13 protein-coding genes and 1 tRNA gene are annotated in these 16,729 nt (G+C 48.4%); 1 reads left to right on the plus strand and 13 read right to left on the minus strand.

The window, feature by feature from the left end:
• Positions 1–119: 119 nt before the first annotated feature.
• The 10 genes from LI015_RS20495 to LI015_RS20540 all read right to left on the minus strand — a co-directional run bounded on the left by LI015_RS20495 (position 120) and on the right by LI015_RS20540 (position 11,477).
• Positions 120–860: a hypothetical protein gene (locus LI015_RS20495; protein ID WP_227126264.1), complete on the minus strand. Its 741-nt coding sequence runs from the start codon at positions 858–860 to the stop codon at positions 120–122.
• Positions 861–1,229: 369 nt separating this feature from the next.
• The gene (locus LI015_RS20500; protein ID WP_002567010.1) at positions 1,230–2,603 is read right to left on the minus strand and encodes an alanine/glycine:cation symporter family protein; all 1,374 of its coding nucleotides are present in this window, start codon (positions 2,601–2,603) and stop codon (positions 1,230–1,232) included.
• Positions 2,604–4,032: 1,429 nt separating this feature from the next.
• Positions 4,033–4,950, minus strand: a complete 918-nt coding sequence (gene metA, locus LI015_RS20505) for a homoserine O-acetyltransferase MetA (protein WP_002567008.1) — start codon at positions 4,948–4,950, stop codon at positions 4,033–4,035.
• 79 nt (positions 4,951–5,029) lie between these two features.
• The gene (gene ligA / locus LI015_RS20510) at positions 5,030–6,985 is read right to left on the minus strand and encodes an NAD-dependent DNA ligase LigA (protein ID WP_002573600.1); all 1,956 of its coding nucleotides are present in this window, start codon (positions 6,983–6,985) and stop codon (positions 5,030–5,032) included.
• 13 nt (positions 6,986–6,998) lie between these two features.
• Complete coding sequence (locus LI015_RS20515; protein ID WP_002567006.1) at positions 6,999–7,754, minus strand: pseudouridine synthase; 756 nt, start codon at positions 7,752–7,754, stop codon at positions 6,999–7,001.
• 34 nt (positions 7,755–7,788) lie between these two features.
• Positions 7,789–8,838 carry a tRNA preQ1(34) S-adenosylmethionine ribosyltransferase-isomerase QueA gene (gene queA / locus LI015_RS20520; protein ID WP_002573602.1) on the minus strand — a complete coding sequence of 350 codons (1,050 nt, stop codon included), beginning with the start codon at positions 8,836–8,838 and terminating at the stop codon, positions 7,789–7,791.
• Positions 8,839–8,859: 21 nt separating this feature from the next.
• Positions 8,860–9,936 carry a hypothetical protein gene (locus LI015_RS20525; RefSeq protein ID WP_227126266.1) on the minus strand — a complete coding sequence of 359 codons (1,077 nt, stop codon included), beginning with the start codon at positions 9,934–9,936 and terminating at the stop codon, positions 8,860–8,862.
• 190 nt (positions 9,937–10,126) lie between these two features.
• Positions 10,127–10,198: transfer RNA gene (locus LI015_RS20530), tRNA-Arg, on the minus strand.
• Between the two features lie 47 nt (positions 10,199–10,245).
• Complete coding sequence (locus LI015_RS20535; protein ID WP_002573604.1) at positions 10,246–10,686, minus strand: threonine/serine exporter family protein; 441 nt, start codon at positions 10,684–10,686, stop codon at positions 10,246–10,248.
• The gene (locus LI015_RS20540; RefSeq protein ID WP_227126276.1) at positions 10,680–11,477 is read right to left on the minus strand and encodes a threonine/serine exporter family protein; all 798 of its coding nucleotides are present in this window, start codon (positions 11,475–11,477) and stop codon (positions 10,680–10,682) included. The genes LI015_RS20535 and LI015_RS20540 overlap by 7 nt, the downstream gene beginning before the upstream one ends.
• Before the next feature lie 457 nt (positions 11,478–11,934).
• Between LI015_RS20540 and LI015_RS20545 the strand changes: the two genes are divergently transcribed.
• Positions 11,935–12,864, plus strand: coding sequence for a DUF5688 family protein (locus tag LI015_RS20545; RefSeq protein WP_002566974.1), 930 nt, complete (start codon positions 11,935–11,937; stop codon positions 12,862–12,864).
• Positions 12,865–12,907: 43 nt separating this feature from the next.
• Here the strand turns inward: LI015_RS20545 and feoB are convergent, their stop codons facing one another.
• From feoB to LI015_RS20560, 3 genes are all read right to left on the minus strand, one after another.
• Positions 12,908–15,007: a ferrous iron transport protein B gene (feoB, locus tag LI015_RS20550; RefSeq protein ID WP_002566973.1), complete on the minus strand. Its 2,100-nt coding sequence runs from the start codon at positions 15,005–15,007 to the stop codon at positions 12,908–12,910.
• Positions 15,004–15,240, minus strand: a complete 237-nt coding sequence (locus LI015_RS20555) for a FeoA family protein (protein WP_002566972.1) — start codon at positions 15,238–15,240, stop codon at positions 15,004–15,006. The genes feoB and LI015_RS20555 overlap by 4 nt, the downstream gene beginning before the upstream one ends.
• Before the next feature lie 193 nt (positions 15,241–15,433).
• Positions 15,434–16,618 (minus strand): N-acetylmuramoyl-L-alanine amidase family protein, encoded by a 1,185-nt coding sequence (locus LI015_RS20560; RefSeq protein ID WP_002573606.1) that lies wholly within the window; start codon positions 16,616–16,618, stop codon positions 15,434–15,436.
• Positions 16,619–16,729: the final 111 nt, after the last annotated feature.

The raw sequence follows: 16,729 nt of genomic DNA on the forward strand, positions 1-16,729 counted from the left end.
CCTCCTTGCCGACGGCACCTTTGGACCGTGTCCCGGTTCCCCAAGCGCCGTGTATTCCACAATAGTATAATCAAAACAAATGGGGTTGTCTTAAGAAATCTTGCGCATTTTCCGGTGAATCATACGCGGCAGCTGTTCCCAGACGAATTGCGGCATTCTATCTTATGGAGCCATACAACATTCTTCTTTGTAACACAAAAATCCGTAATCACAAATTCTATGGTCTGTAATTTTACCGTTCCCAATTCCACATCCCGCAGCCGTGAAACAGCCCTGTGAAGAGATGCCAAAACATGGGGAGCTGCGTCAACAATCCGTATTATATTCATATGAACAGGGGATTTATCTTCATATGATATAGGGAATTCACCGGAATTTACCAATTCTTCACCCAGTGATGCTCTGAGCTCTTCCCAGTTCCTATTCTGAGGAAATCCCTGAATAAAAATTTGGTTTCCCACAATTCCGATGCCTCTCAGAATAATTTCCGCCGGCTCTTTCTTTTCTATTTCCTTTATACAGATATGTTTGATCTTATTAATCTGAGCATGTTCAAATACATTTGTATTTTTTCTTTGCGTACATCCAAGCAAAGATACATGAAGCGACTCATCCGGATAAATAAATTGAGTGTCAGCCGCTTCAAAGAGTTCTGATAATGCATTTCTGATACCACAGACTACTTCAGCACCATGTGGCTGCTGAATCAGCCGGGCAATGGTAGATATACAGTAATCTACGGGATAGATTTCTCCATCTTTAACTGCAGAAGGGATGATATTAGCCCTGAGCAGTTTATCACCTTCGATTTTCCACAATCTCTCAAAACGCGTGAGTGCCTGATTATCAAGTTTTTCCATGTATACCACCTATGCTTTCGTTTTTTTCTGTCTCCTGACCCTGTTGCGCTATCCGTATTGCGCTATCTATACTGTTCTATCCATATTGCACTTTCCATACTGCACTATGCATACTGCGCTATCCATACTACGCTATCCATACTACGCTATCCATACTACGCTATCCGTATTGCATATCCCGGCATGCCGTTCACCGCATTCATTTTATATGCAGTCTATCCTTTCCGGAGAATCTTGTCAAGAGCACTGGCACAACCTAACTTTTATCTCTGCCGGAACATGAACAGGGCAGGATTCTAACGAATCCCGCCCTAAGCATTGGCACAGCGCCCATTTTCAATCAGCTATTTGTATAATATGAATATAAACTTATTTGTCCCGATCCCCAAGTATCTTTGTAACCACCCCGGTTAAAGCAAACAGGGCAATGGCATTGGGAATAACCATCAACTGGTTAAACATATCAGAACATGCCCATACCAAATCACTTTCCCCAATTGTTCCAAGGAAGATAAATACTAAAGCAACCAGCATAAATGGTCTTTGTGCTTTCTTCCCAAATAAATAAGTTACATTAATTTTAGCAAATAAATTCCAGCCAAGAATTGTGGAGAATGCAAAGAAGAATAAACAAATGGCTACAAAAACAGCGCCGGCCTTGTCGCCGTATACAACACCAAAAGCTACTTGTGCAAGGTTTGTATTCTTTAATGTATTTGCTGCTTCTCCTACATAGCCGTTTGCCAGAGGGCCGTTTCCCGCATAAAGTGTTGAAATAATAACCAATGCATTCAGTGTAAGAACGATAAAGGTGTCAATGAATACGCCGACCATTGCAACACAGCCCTGCTCATGGGGATTTTTCACTAATGCAAGCGCATGTGCATGAGGCGTGGAACCCATACCAGCTTCATTGGAGAACAGGCCTCTTTTTGCTCCCTGGCTCACAGCCGTCTTAATAGCTATACCAAATCCGCCTCCGATAATTGCCTGGGGCTGGAATGCATATTTGAAAATCAGACCAAAGGTTTCCGGAATATACTGAAGCCTCATTGCGAGTACTCCCAAGCCGCCGATCAGAAAAAATGCTGCCATAACAGGAACTAATTTTTCAGTAACGGAAGCAAGACGATCTACACCTCCCATGAAGATAAATCCACAAATAATAACAAGGAAGATACCTACAATCCAGGACGGAATCCCGAATGCCATCTGAATTGTGGAGCCAATTGAGTTGGACTGTACCATGCATCCGAAGAATCCAAGAGCAAGAATAATTGCGATTGAGAAAAAGCCTGCCAGGAATGTTCCAAATTTGCCTTTAAAGGCTGTCTGGATATAATACACCGGTCCGCCCTGAATATTGCCCTCTGCATCTGTAACACGTGTCTTCTGCGCCAGTGTTGCTTCTGCATAAATGGTAGCCATGCCTAGAAATGCAATTATCCACATCCAGAAAATAGCTCCTGGCCCGCCCACAAGAATCGCTCCGGCTGAACCCACAATATTCCCTGTGCCAACCTGTGCCGCGATTGCTGTTGCAACCGCCTGGAATGAACTCATTCCGCCTCCCTGTGAACCGCCTCGCAGTGAAAAACCGCCAAACAGCTGTTTTAAACCTTTCCAAAGGTACCTCTGAACACACTTTGTTTTGACTGTATACCAAAGGCCTACAGCCACCAAAAGAAATACAAGTATGTAATCAGAAAGATATGAATTAATTGTGTTAACTATCTGCAGCATATAATGTCTCCTCCTAAATATAAAGTGTAGGGTTTTAGTCCCCAACAGCCCGTCAACCTATTATTTGCAGCCATTCGTTTTATATAGGCTGAACCGCTTGCCAACCGAAAGCTTATGCCATCTTTTTAGTTTCTCATCCTCCTTTTGCTGAGACGTCATATGATTGATGGCGCTGTGTATCTTTGAACTGAATGGATTGGAGTATTCCTTTGCCGGACAGGAACGCTCCCATGGCACGTCTTACTGCGTCTGCATACCTGATGGTGCAAATTGTCCGCATCTATTACGGTATAGTCAAAAATAATCTGTGTATCTTAGAGCAGGCTGTGCACACCTTTCTACACTTTATCTTCAAAGACAGGCTTTCAGGCGTTCATAAAATTATACCCTAAAAACCTTATCAAGTTACTTAACCAGGAAACTTACTTATGCTTTTTTGTGAAAACTTACCAAAAAGTTTTACTTTAGTAACAGTATACTCCCTAAATTCTCTAAAATCAATCCCAAATCCCCACTTCAGCGTTAAGATTGTGTGAAAATTTAGCAATAAATATACAGTTTTTTAACACTTTATATACACCATGCCCTTAAAATACTTGTCAGGCGAAACTATCCTTTTAAAACATGCATCCTGCAATGTCCCTGTAATGTACCAGAATGGACAGGAACGGTCTTTCGCGGCAAGCTCCAACCCATTGAACATTTTATAGTCCCCTCCCCCGCCCGGCGAAAAGCGTTCCGGTCCCTCGTCTGACATCCGGTTATCCGTCTGCCTTTCCAGTAGTAGTGAAAGTTCAAACCTATATGTTGTGAAATAACATCAAACGTTGTATAATCAGCCTATAAGCTGATTCGCTTTTACAACTATATGAAGCTCTTACTATTGCAATGGACATTACATTTGCCGGCAGATAGTTTTGTATAAAAATATATAAAAAGGGGGGGCGCGGGATATAGATTGAACACATACCCGGATAAATTATGAAACAATGCCCATACTGCGGAAGCGATCTTCCGAATGACAAAGAAATATTCTGTGTCAAATGCAGCCATATAATCGACGATGATTTCCTCCTACGAAAAGAAATCAAAAAAGAACTGGAATCAATGAGTCCGACCAAAAAGAAAGCAAAGAGTAAAAAGAATCATACACAACCATCTGTATCCAACAAACGTAAAAATGACGGTTATGTTTCTGTAAAATATGATGAAAAAAAGTCATATGCCAATGTAGTTTTAATCGTCATTGTAGGGATTCTCCTTTTATATTTGTTTTTAAAATAATTATCTGAGATGCTTTGCTGTGGCGCTCAGTTGATTTTTGACACACTAAAATAAGCCCGTGAATATGCAATGCAGCTGCATATTCATGGACTTATTCAGATGTCCGAATATTTAGTTTTCTATCTTACACCCTTCCCATAATCGCCTACTCCTCTGCATCTAACAGGTAAGGCGTCACCTGGTACACATAATAGTTCAGCCAGTTGGTATACAGCGTATTGGATGTATTCCGCCACGTCAGCGGCGGCGCTGAAAACGGATCGTTGTCCTCGTAATAATTATATGGGACCTCCGGATTCAATCCCTTATTCAAGTCCCTGTGGTACTCATTATTTAACGTCATCCTGTCATATTCGGGATGGCCCTGGACAAATATCTGCCTTCCGTCCCGGCTCATAACCAGGAACACCCCTGCCTCATCGGATTCCGCCAGAATGGCCAGCTCAGGATGCTTTAAGATATCCGCCTTTCTCACCTGCGTATATCTGGAGTGGGGAGCCAGGAAAAAGTCATTGAGGCTTCTCACCAGCGGAACCTTCCGGTCCAGGACCCTGTGGTTATAAATACCTGACAGTTTCTTCTCCATAGGGTATTTGGGGATACCGTAGTGGTAATAAAGCCCCGCCTGGGCCCCCCAGCATATATGTATGGTGGAGGTCACATGTGTCTTGCTCCACTCCATCATCATGGACAGCTCCGGCCAGTAATTCACTTCCTCGTACTCCAGGTTCTCCACCGGAGCCCCGGTTATAATCATCCCGTCAAACTTTTTCTTCTTTATATCATCGAATGTAACATAAAATTTGTTGAGATGGCTGGCTGACGTGTTTTTTGACACATGGGTGGACAGCATCAGGAAGGTACAGTCCACCTGGAGGGGTGTATTGGACAATGCCCGCATAAGCTGGGTCTCTGTTTCTTCCTTGAGAGGCATCAGATTCAGAATCAGGATTTCCAACGGACGGATATCCTGGCTCATGGCCCTGTCCTCATCCATAATGAATATGTTTTCTTCCTCCAGAATCGCTTTTGCTGGCAGATCTCTCTGTACTTTTATAGGCATGTTCGCTCTCTCCTTTCAAATGTTGGCTGAATTCCACACGGAAACCGCACAGCGTCTGCCAAAGCCGGCAGATACTGTGCTACAACATTCGCAGGAACTCCTCCTCCGAGATTATGGGAACCCCTAATTCCTTTGCCTTTTTATTCTTGGACGAATTGGACGCTGCATCGTTATTAATCAGATACGCTGTCTTTGCTGTAACGGAGCCAGTGACCTTGCCGCCCTTGCTTTCAATCAGCTCCTGAAGTTCCTTTCGGTTTGCAAAATGCTCCACGGACCCGGTTATCACAAAGTTCATTCCCTCAAAGACTGCCTCCCCGGCTGTCTCCGGCTGTTCCTTTTCAATGTTCAGCTCCGCCAGCAGACGGTCCACCATCTGGTTGTTTCTCCCTAAAGCAAAGTAGTCCATCCAGGCCTGGGCCAGAACACCGCCGATACCATCCACTGCCACCAGTTCTTCCTCTCCGGCATGGCGCATTTTATCAAAATCATACTTGAACTCGCGGCACAGCATCTTTGCGTTAGCCAGTCCGATTCCCGCGATTCCCAGGCCGTACACCATCCTGGGAAGGGTGGTGTTGGACGCGGTCTTTATGGATGCAATGAGGTTATCGTAAGACTTCTGTCCCAGACCTTCCATCTCCACGATTGCATCCCTGTGTTCTTCCAAATGGAATATATCCGCATATTCGTGAATAAAACCTGCCTGGATGAATTTTTCCAGGGTGGCCTCAGACAAACCGTCAATGTTAAGTGCATCGCGGCTGACAAAGAGGGTAAAGCTCTTTATCTTTTTGGCCTGGCAGTCAGGATTGGTGCAGTACAGGCTCTTTACATCATTTACCTTGCGGATTTCCGTCCTGCCTCCACATACGGGACATTCCTCCGGTATATCCTTTACCCCGCTGCGTGTCAGGTTTTCCTCAATCTGAGGGATAATCATGTTGGCCTTATACACGGTTATGGTATCTCCCACTCCCAGCTCCAGCCCTTCCATGATGCTCAGATTGTGGACACTGGCCCTGCTGACCGTGGTTCCTTCTAACTCCACAGGCTCAAACACAGCCACGGGATTGATTAGTCCTGTCCTGGAAGCGCTCCACTCAATATAGGAAAGGGTGGTCTCCCTGATTTCATCCTTCCATTTAAACGCAATGGAATTGCGCGGGAATTTGGCTGTACGTCCAAGGGATTCTCCGTAAGCAATATCATCATAGGTCAGCACCAGGCCGTCAGAGGGAATGTCGTTTCCTTCCACTGCCTTTGCAAACCCTTCCACGGACGCAGGCAGGCTTGCTGCGTCCACCTCTTCATAGTGGACCACCTCAAATCCCTGGCCTTTCAGCCACTCAAACTGGGCCTTCCTGGAGTTATGGAAGTCCACCCCATCGGCCTTCACCAGGGCAAATGCCTCAAAATGCACATTCCTCTCCGCTGTAATCTGGCTGTTAAGCTGACGGACAGAACCGCTGCACAGGTTTCTGGGATTCTTATATTTGGCATCCACATCCTCAATTCCGCTGTTAATCCGCTCAAAGTCCGAATAGGTAATGACAGCCTCTCCCCTGAGAATCAGCTGTCCCTGGTAGGAAATATTTAACGGGATATTGGCAAACACCCTGGCGTTGGGCGTAATGACCTCGCCAATCTCCCCGTTTCCCCTGGTAACCGCCTTTGCAAGAGTTCCCTCCTCATAGGTGAGCACAATGGTAAGACCATCCATCTTCCAGGACAGCAGTCCCTTCTGGTCTCCCAGCCATTCCTGCAAATCCTCCACACTCTTTGTCTTGTCCAAAGAAAGCATGGGGGAACCGTGGGTCTCCTTAGGCAGCTCGCTTAATATCTCATACCCCACCTGCTGCGATGGACTTCCTGACAAGGTGACCCCGGTCTCCTTTTCCAGGGATACCAGCTCGTCATACAGCTTGTCATATTCAAAATTGCTCATGATTTCCCGGCTTTCCTGATAATAAGCCTTTCCTGCTTCCCGCAGGATGGAAACCAGTTCCTTCATTCTCTGAATCCTGTCTTCCATTCTGTTCTCCTGATTATTGATTCTTTCTCTCCTTAAGGGACAGACTGGAGGAGTCCTTAAGAAGCCCTGTCAGCTCCTCATACTCCTCCTTGGTTATCTGGCGGTAAGCGCCCGTTCTCAAATTGCCCAGACGTATGTTCATGATGCGCACCCGCACCAGACGTTTGACCTGGCAGCCGCATGCTTCACACATCCGCCGTATCTGCCGGTTCAGGCCCTGGGTGAGGATGATGGAAAATGTATTCCGCTCCACCTTCTTCACCTTGCAGGGCCTGGTCACCTGGTCCAGCTCAGGAAGCCGGATCCCTCCCGCCATCTGTTCCAGAAAACGTTCCGTCACCGGCTTATCTATGGTGACAATATACTCTTTCTCATGAGCATTTCCGCTTCTCATGATTTTATTCACCAGATCCCCCTGGTTGGTCATGAGAAGCAGTCCCTCTGAATCCTTATCCAGCCTTCCCACAGGGTAAATCCGCTCCGGATACCCCAAAAAGTCCACAATATTCTCAGCTCTGTCCTTATCAGTGGTGGTACATACAATGCCTTTTGGCTTATTCACTGCCAAAAGCACCGGTCTGGGCCGTTGGCTCCGGTCCACCCGGACCATTTTTCCATTGCATACCACCTTCTGGCCCGGCGTTACTTTCTGCCCCATGGAGGCAGGGCGGTTGTCCACCAGCACCTTGCCGGCTTCAATGAGACGGTCCGCCTCCCGCCTGGAGCAGACTCCCATCTGGCTCAGCCATTTATTTAAACGTTCTTCCATCTTTTCCCGCTTTCTTCTGATATTTCCTCAATCCCTACCGCTTCTCAGCAGCCGGATGGGCTGCAATAAACATAGCGTCCCCAAAGGAAAAGAAACGGTAGCCTTCCTTCACAGCTTCCCGGTAGGCATCCAGTATGTGCTCCCGTCCTGCCAGCGCACTGACCAGCATCACCAGTGTGGACTGGGGCAGATGGAAATTCGTAATCAGGGCGTCCAATACCTTAAAGCGGTAGCCCGGATAAATGAATATCTCTGTCCAGCCGGTTCCGGCCTTAAGCACACCATCCTCTGTGGAAGCTGATTCAACGGTCCTGCAGCTGGTGGTGCCCACACAGATAACCCGTCCTCCGGCCGCTCTGGTGTCATTCACCTTCTTTGCCTCAGACTCCTCCACTATATAAAACTCGGAATGCATATGGTGGTCCTGGACATTCTCCACCTTTACAGGGCGGAATGTGCCGAGTCCCACATGGAGGGTCACGTGGGCAATCTTCACTCCCATTCCCTCAATCTCAGCCAAAAGCTCCTGGGTAAAATGCAGGCCCGCCGTAGGCGCCGCCGCAGACCCTTCATGCCTGGCATATACGGTCTGGTAACGGTTCTTGTCCTTCAGCTGGTGTGTAATATAAGGAGGCAGGGGCATCTGCCCCAGCTGGTCCAGGATCTCCTCAAAAATCCCCTTGTAATGGAACTGAATCAGGCGGTTCCCGTCATCCACAGTATCCACCACGGTTCCTGTCAGCAGGCCCTCACCGAATTCAATGACAGTTCCCGGCTTTGCCTTCTTTCCCGGGCGCACCAGGGTCTCCCATATATCATTCTCTCTTCGTTTCAGCAGCAGTATCTCTATTTTCGCCCCGGTGTCCTTCTTCACTCCGAAAAGCCGGGCCGGTATGACCTTTGTATCGTTAATCACCAGGCAGTCCCCTGGCCGTAAGTATTCCGTGATATCTTTAAAAATTCTGTGCTGTATCTCCCCTGTTTCCCGATCCAAAACCATCAGCCTCGACGCGGAGCGGTCCTCCAGCGGGTCCTGGGCAATCAGTTCTTCCGGCAGTTCATAGTCAAAGTCCTTTACATCCATGGTCAATCTTATCCTCCAAGCCTATTCTATCTTCACACTGGAACCGCCTGCCGTACCAGCACTTTCTTCTGTACCGGAACCGCCTGCTGTGCCGGAATCAGTCCCCTGGTTTTCCTGGGCGGCTGCCGGTGTTCCTTCGCTTTCCCGGGCATTTGTACCTTCCTGTCCGGCCGGGACATTCTGTATCCCTTCTCCCTGGGAATTCTGGCCCGCGTCAGCAGACGGGTCCTGGGACGGCTGAGGACCTCCGTTTTCCTGGGTCTCGCCGCCTTCCTCCTCCAGGATAACCGTGCTGTCTCCTGTCTCGGTCTCTTCCTCGGAGGAATGGACCACTGCTCCGTTCCTTAAATCCTTGTAAATTCCCGCAAGAACCGTATCGCTATCAATGGCCTGTCTCAGCCTCTCATTGACCTGGTTGGACAGCAGCTTCACATCCTCAGACTGGTTCTGCTTCGCCACATAATCCGCCTCGTCACCCACTACATTCTCCCGGATAATGTAATTGCCGTTGTCATCCTTGACCACATAGCACCACATAAGGCCCGGCGCCAATGTCTCCACGCGTCTGAACTTCACCTCATAGGTGACATAAGCCACATAGGAATCCTCTGTAAGTCCCGGCTTGGTATAGCAGACGATATCCACATAATCCTCAATGTATACCGCCTCATTCTTCAGTTCTTCCTTTCGCGCATCCAGCCCTGTATCATCGCTCTTACCGAATATCCGGTACAGGGTCTGCGCATCCTGGTCCACCTTGGCCTGAAAATACTCGCTAATCAGCTGGTTTACCTGGGGTATCTCGTCCTTTTTCAGCTCATACTGGGAAAAATCCGTGGTGTACTGGTTGTTGTCCGGCTCCACCCCGCTATCATCCGGCGCTGCGGAGCTGTCGCTGCTTATATTGATATCCTCATCCGAGGAAAGTGACACGTCCGTTGGGGCGGATGCTTCCTTATCCGACGGTTTCCTGTCCATCACCAGTATAACTGCCACCAGCACCAGCACAATAACCAGCGGGATTGCCGCCATGCGCATATATTTTATCTTATCGTCCGCAGAACGTCTGCTGCCTGTCCTTCTTCTGTTTTGTCTCATGATTCAATCCTCCTGTCCCGACTGCGAAGCCCGGAGTATGTTAGTGTTCAAGTATCTCCGCTCTATTCTAGCAAAAAGCGGTTCAAATTGCAATCTGTACCAAAAAAATACCGCAGATAATCCAACACTGAAACAGATTATCTGCGGAATCCTCACAAGGGCATTCTGCCCCTTTTTGACCAATACAAAATGCGTCTGATAGGAATCGAACCTACGCACGCGGCTCCGGAGGCCACTGCTCTATCCACTGAGCTACAGACGCATCCCTATTATGATACTATATTTTTTCCAAAACTTCAAGTCCTAATTTTACACTTTTATCCTTTTCTTCTTTCCCACCAGCTTAAACACAGAATCCATCAGAAACACCGCCAGGGCTATGGCACCCGCAATCTGAAGAGTTTCCACCAGGTAATACATGGATTCCTCCCTGCTGTTGCGGATAACATAATACACACTGTTATAGATGGATGTACCGGGCACCAGGGGTAAAATTCCCGGCACCAGGAACACACTGACCGGCGCCCTGAAAATCCTGGCAAACAGATGACCCATAAGGGCCACGGACAGACTGGAAAGAAATGCTCCCAGTATCATGGAGCCGGTGCCTGCCTTTACCACCAGATATACCAGCCAGCACACCCCGCCGGTCAGCCCTGACCAGCCCAGGTATTTTCTCGGCATCTCCAACACCAGCCCAAAGCTGAGCACTGCCATAAACGAACCTGCCACCTGAATCGCAGCTACCATATTCCGCCTCCTCCTGTCAGCTGATGGAACAGTGCCATGCCCGCACCCACTCCGGCCGCCACTGCGAGAGCAGTTACCACTGCCTCCAGCATTCTGGCTGCCCCCGAGGAATAATCCCCGTTCAGAGTATCCCGTACCGCCGTGGTAAAGATAACGCCGGGCAGCAAAGGCATGATGGCACTGATGATAACCACGTCATTACTGGCCCCGGTCAGAATCCACCGGTTCATGGCCAGGGCAGCTATCCCGATGGTAAATGCCCCCAGACCATTGACGCAGAAATCATTGAATCCCAAACCTGATATGGCGTATACCACCAATCCCAGAATCCCGCCGATCACCGCAGCTCCCAGGCAATCCGCAGGTCTCCCGCCAAGGACCACGCCGAAGAATACGGCGATAAACGCATAACTGAGGGCCTTTAACTCCCTTTTATACTGACAGCTGTCCTTTATTTCCTCCAGCTCCTGGTAGGCCTCCTCAGGGCTCATAAGACCGCCGCACAGCCTTCTGGACACCTCATTCACACGGTATATCCGGTTCAGGTTGGTAGAGCGCGCCTCCACTCTCCGAACCAGGGTCAGCGCCTCTCCCTCAGGGCTGTCCAGACTCACAAAAATGCCTGTGCTGAATACCATGGTCTGTGCATTTCTGTCATGGCAGCACCCCAGTATATAATGTATGGTTCCCTCTATCCTGGCAATCTCGGCTCCGCTGATCAGCATGATTTCCCCGGCCAGGACAGCGGTACTGGCTATCAGATGGTCCTCGCTCCAATGATGTTCGTCCACTCGTCTCCATTCCTTTCTGAAACTATAATCGAGTATATCAGTACCATGACCATCCGTCAATTTCATTTCTCGCCATTTTCCCGTGATTTCCCCACCATTCCCGTCCATATAGTCGATAAAATGACAATATATCCCTGGAAATCCCGATAAAATACGGCTTTTTCCGCCCTGTGCCTGTCTCTGCCAGCCCGGCAGCAAAAAAATCCCTTTCCCGTCTATTGACAATCATGGCCTTATGGATTAAGCTGGTGTCAATTCATTTACTTTCTGATATTCATGTAATATCTGATATTCATTTATAGTTTGATATTCATTTTATCCATCTTAAATTTATCCAAGGCAATTTCATCGGAAGTTTCCCTTATTAGCCAGTTCAGAAAACCTTATTATTCAGTTCAGTAAAGATATGGAACTGTTATTCAGTTTACATAAATATCATCAAAAAGGGGGTATACATTTGGTATACGAACAATTTTTAGCTGCTGTAAAAAAACGTATGGAGGCAGAGCTGGGAAGCAGCTATGAGCTGGAGCTGCACAAGGTTCCCAAAAACAACGGACTCATTCTGGATGGACTATGCATCACCAGAGGGAATGCCCATATTGCTCCTGCCATCTACCTGAATCCCTGCTATGACCAGTACCGTAAGGGAATGTCTTTGGACCAGATTGTGGCAGAACTTCTGACCATGTACCGCCAGAACGATACGCCGCCTCCCCTGAATTATGAGATGCTGTCCGATTATGAAGGCATACGCTCTAATATTGCCTGCAAACTGATACATGCTGCCTCCAATGAAGCCATTCTGAAGGATGTCCCTTACATTCCCTGGATGGACCTGGCCATTGTATTCTATCTCTGCATACATGAGGATGACACCGGCCTCATGACCGCCATGATTCACAACAGTCATCTGCGCATCTGGAACATTTCCCTGGAAGATTTGAAAACATCTGCCCTGTCCAATTCTCCCCGTCTGTTTCCTCCTGTCATCTCCAGCATGGCTTGTATCATCGAGGAGATGAACCGCGGACTGAATCCCCATTTTCAAGAAACCCATCCAAAGCCGGAAACCCCTGCTCCGTTTTACGTTCTCAGCAACCGTTCCGGTATCAACGGCGCTGCCTGTATCCTGTATGAGGACGTATTAAAAAACTTCGCGGACGGGGTGGAAAAGAATTTAATCATCCTTCCATCCAGCATCCACGAAGTCCTGCTGCTGCCTGACGACGGCGATATATCCTATGAGGAGATGAGCCGGCTGGTGACTCACATTAACCGGTCCGAGGTCCCTGAGGAAGACCGCCTGTCCAATCAGGTATATCTCTATTCAAGGGAAACGGGGGAGGTCACCATGGCATCCTCCGGCCCCGCTTCCATTTGCTGACCTTAAAATTCCGGGCAGCCCAGGCTGTTCCCCTGTACGGTCCTTATCCAAATATAAGACTGCCCAGCTGAAATACCAGCATTGCCCCTGCCCAGGCCACGGCCAGCTGGAACAGCACCATTCCTATGGTCCATCTCCAGGATCCTGTCTCCCGTTTAATGGTTGCCACTGCCGCGATACAGGGTGAATACAGGAGACAGAATATCATCAGGGCATAGGCGTTCACACCTCCAAAACCAGCCATGGCGAGCTGAGTGGAAAGCGCTGTCATACCGGCAGCGGAGTTTACATTGCTGATTCCGTACAGAACGCTGAAACTGGAGACAACCACTTCCTTTGCAGAGAGGCCGGAAATAAGGGCCACTGCCACCTGCCACTGCCCCAGACCAGCCGGCCTCAGAACCGGCACCAGAACATGACCGATGATTGCGGCAAAGCTGTGGGACACGTCAGACACGAATCCCTCCGGCCCAAGGTTCAGCACGAACCAGAGCACGATGGAGGCAATGAAAATTGTGGTTCCTGCCTTGCTGAGATAGTCCTTCACCTTATCCCATACATAGATGGATACCGTGCGGCCGTTAGGCGTCTTATACTCGGGCAGCTCAATCAGCAGGGCGTTCTGGGCGCTGTCATTCTTTCCATGGATATGTACGATAAACGCCACCAGGATTGCCATGCACAGGCCGATGATATAGAGGGAGTAGGCCACTATCAGAGCCCTGTCCGGAAAAAACATTTCCGCAAATAATACGTAAATCGGCAGCCTGGCGGAACAGGACATAAAGGGTGTGATTAAAATAGTCCTCCGCCTGTCCTTCACACTCTCCAGAGCCCTGGTAGCCATAACCGCAGGAACCGTACAGCCAAACCCTAAAAGCATGGGTAAAAACGCCTTACCGGACAGCCCTACCATACCCATGGTTTCATTCATCACATACGCTACCCTTGCCATATATCCGCTGTCCTCCAGGAAAGCCAGAGCAAGGAACAGGATAAAAATATTGGGCAGGAAAGTAAGTATACCTCCCACGCCTGCAATGATGCCGTCCACGATCAGGGAGGTGATCCACTGAGCCGCGTGGACACTGGTAAGAAGTGACAGGACTGCGCCGGAAAACATATCCAGACCCATCTGGAAATACTCCTTTAAAAAATCACCCACTGTAAACGTCAGGAAAAATACCAGAGCCATGATCCCCAAGAACACAGGAATTCCCCATACAGGATGGGTCATAAGCCGGTCCACCTTATCCGTGGTAGCAGCCTTTTCATCCTTATTAAAAAGGCACTCCTTTATGACCTCTTCTATATAATCATACTTCTCGTTGATAATCTGTTTTTCATAATTGCGTGGAAGAATCACGGCAATATCGTCCAGAGGATGATCGTCAATCACCACCTGGTCAAACTCCAGGAACTTAATGGCATGCCAGCGCATATTATCCATCTCGCCGTACTTTTTATACAGCGCTTCCTCAATCAGCCTGATTTTCTCCTCCACCTCCTGGCTGTAGCGTATAACCACCCCCTGAGGTCCCTCCTCATAGTGGTGGACCACTGCGTGCATCAGCACATCCAGTCCTGTCCGTTTCCTGGCTGATACAGGGACAACCGGTATCTCACCCAGCAGCTCCGGGAGACGGTGCATATCAATTTCCATGCCCCGCTCTTCCACAATATCCATCATATTCAGTGCCAGGATTACCGGCTTCTTAAGCTCAATGAGCTGCATGGTAAGATACAGGTTTCTCTCCAGGGAAGACGCATCCACCACATTGATGATGACATCCACACCGCCGTCCTCAATACATTTGCGGGTGACCTTTTCCTCTATGGTATAGGAGGTAAGGCTGTAGATGCCCGGCAGGTCGATAACCTTGATGGGACGCCCTTTATAGCTGGTTTCGCCTTCCACCCGCTCCACTGTAACACCGGGCCAGTTAGCCACCTTAAGTTTAGCGCCGGTAAAGGCGTTAAACAACGTGGTCTTGCCGCAGTTGGGATTGCCCACAAATCCAACTGTGATCGGCGTCCTGTCATCCTCATGCTGATCTTGGAAATCCATCTTCTTCGCCCCGCTGTCTCCCAGAATCACACTGCCGTACGTATCCGTCCCATCTGCTCTTGCGCGTCCGTTCATGATGCCTGTTCCTCCCTGACCGTAATACCTTCGGACAAGCGCTTTCCCAAGGCCAGACGCGTCCCGCGCACCTTGATGATAACGCTTCCGCTGCCTTTCTTATTCAATATATTCACAGGCGTCCCCTCATTGACCCCCAGGGCCTCAAGACGTCTGGTAATGCTCTCATCCACCTGCACGCCCGATACAACATACCGGCCGCCGATCTCACACTCATTCAGCTTTTTCTGCATTGATGCCTGTCTCCTTTTGTAGTTACATTTAAACCATATTCATTGTATGCTTAATGCGAAAAAATGTCAATAAAAAGAGTTTGTTATGACAAACTCAATTCAAAAAAAGATACAGCGAATCTCTCCGCTGCATCTTTTCCTGCTTTTTCTCTATATTTCTTTATGTTTCCGTTCTGTATATTCGTATTATGATTTACTGCACCCAGGCTCCTGAACCATCCACATATTTTCCGTCCGGCGTCCATGTATTATAATACATGGCTCCATTGGTGCCCAGATAGTAATACTTGCCATTAATAGCCTGCCAGCCGGTCTGCATGGCGCCGCTGGGGTCTAAGTAATACCACTGTCCGCCCAGCCTCTGCCAGCCGGTCTGCATGGCGCCGCTGCCGTCCAGATAATACCATCTGCCATTAATGGCCTGCCAGCCGGTCTGCATCTCACCGCTGCCGTTCATATAATACCATTTGCCGTTGATAGCCTGCCAGCCGGTCATCATGATACCGTTGGAAGGGTTCAGATAGTACCAGGTCCCATCCAGCTTCTGCCAGCCGGTAACAATATACCCCTTGTTATTGAAATAATACCATGCGCCGTTAATCTGTTTCCAACAGGAGGCCGGATATCCGCCGGTATCATACGCATACCATACACCAGTACCATCCTGCTCCCAATGTCCGCTTCCGCCATAGCGGCCAAGCTCATCCTCATCAATATACAGGGAGTTGGAATCCTCGGACCATTCACCTGTCTTATTATTGTAACGGGAAATAGCCCTTACACGGAAGGTATAGTCTCCCTCCCGGTTAAAATAACCTGCAAAATTATATGAGGTTCCTGTAGTGCTGACCGTAGTGACTGTCTTGTCGTCGCGGAGCAGCTTTACATCATAGCTCTTAGCGCCTTCAATCTCCTCCCACTCAGCCGTGGTATCATTCCATTCCAGCTCCGACGCACCCTGAAGCTTGCCGCCGATACGTTTTAACTCAGCATACACTTCAATGTACTGGCCATCGTCATAAATCTTTGCTTTTTTGAAATCCGCATTACATCCGGAAAGAGAGAAGTGGCTTTTGGATGTATAGGAGAACTTGTATCCGTCCTTGGCTGACAGTTCCACCTTTACCTCCGGTATATCTCCAACCGTCCAGGTATCCTGGTCCTCTATATTGGTATACTCGGCAGAGTCCACTTCAAATCCGCTGCTGCCGGCCTTAACCGTAATGTCTCCTATTTCGTCCCCGCTCTCCGGCGCCTTTGAATAGGAAAAACTCAGCTTCACCGTGTCAATCTTTTTATCCGCTGCCAATGCAGTAAAACTACTGCCCAATGCCATAGATGCTGCCAGCAGCAGACATAGCCCTCTTTTTCTCCTCATAAAACTTATCCTCCTCGTCTATATTTGCAATCAATTGTTATTTATTGCCTATCTTTATTATAAAGTAGTGACATCTATTGTACAATTTAATAATCCTTAAGAGAATATTAC

This window comes from Enterocloster sp. 210928-DFI.2.20, assembly GCF_020554465.1.
GTDB classification, from domain to species: Bacteria; Bacillota; Clostridia; order Lachnospirales; family Lachnospiraceae; genus Enterocloster; species Enterocloster bolteae.

Coding starts and splice junctions, on each gene's coding strand:
- LI015_RS20495 (WP_227126264.1), bottom strand. CDS start 860: ATGGAAAAACTTGATAATCAGGCACTCACGCGTTTTGAGAGATTGTGG.
- LI015_RS20500 (WP_002567010.1), bottom strand. CDS start 2,603: ATGCTGCAGATAGTTAACACAATTAATTCATATCTTTCTGATTACATA.
- metA (WP_002567008.1), bottom strand. CDS start 4,950: ATGCCTATAAAAGTACAGAGAGATCTGCCAGCAAAAGCGATTCTGGAG.
- ligA (WP_002573600.1), bottom strand. CDS start 6,985: ATGGAAGACAGGATTCAGAGAATGAAGGAACTGGTTTCCATCCTGCGG.
- LI015_RS20515 (WP_002567006.1), bottom strand. CDS start 7,754: ATGGAAGAACGTTTAAATAAATGGCTGAGCCAGATGGGAGTCTGCTCC.
- queA (WP_002573602.1), bottom strand. CDS start 8,838: ATGGATGTAAAGGACTTTGACTATGAACTGCCGGAAGAACTGATTGCC.
- LI015_RS20525 (WP_227126266.1), bottom strand. CDS start 9,936: ATGAGACAAAACAGAAGAAGGACAGGCAGCAGACGTTCTGCGGACGAT.
- LI015_RS20535 (WP_002573604.1), bottom strand. CDS start 10,686: ATGGTAGCTGCGATTCAGGTGGCAGGTTCGTTTATGGCAGTGCTCAGC.
- feoB (WP_002566973.1), bottom strand. CDS start 15,007: ATGAACGGACGCGCAAGAGCAGATGGGACGGATACGTACGGCAGTGTG.
- LI015_RS20555 (WP_002566972.1), bottom strand. CDS start 15,240: ATGCAGAAAAAGCTGAATGAGTGTGAGATCGGCGGCCGGTATGTTGTA.
- LI015_RS20560 (WP_002573606.1), bottom strand. CDS start 16,618: ATGAGGAGAAAAAGAGGGCTATGTCTGCTGCTGGCAGCATCTATGGCA.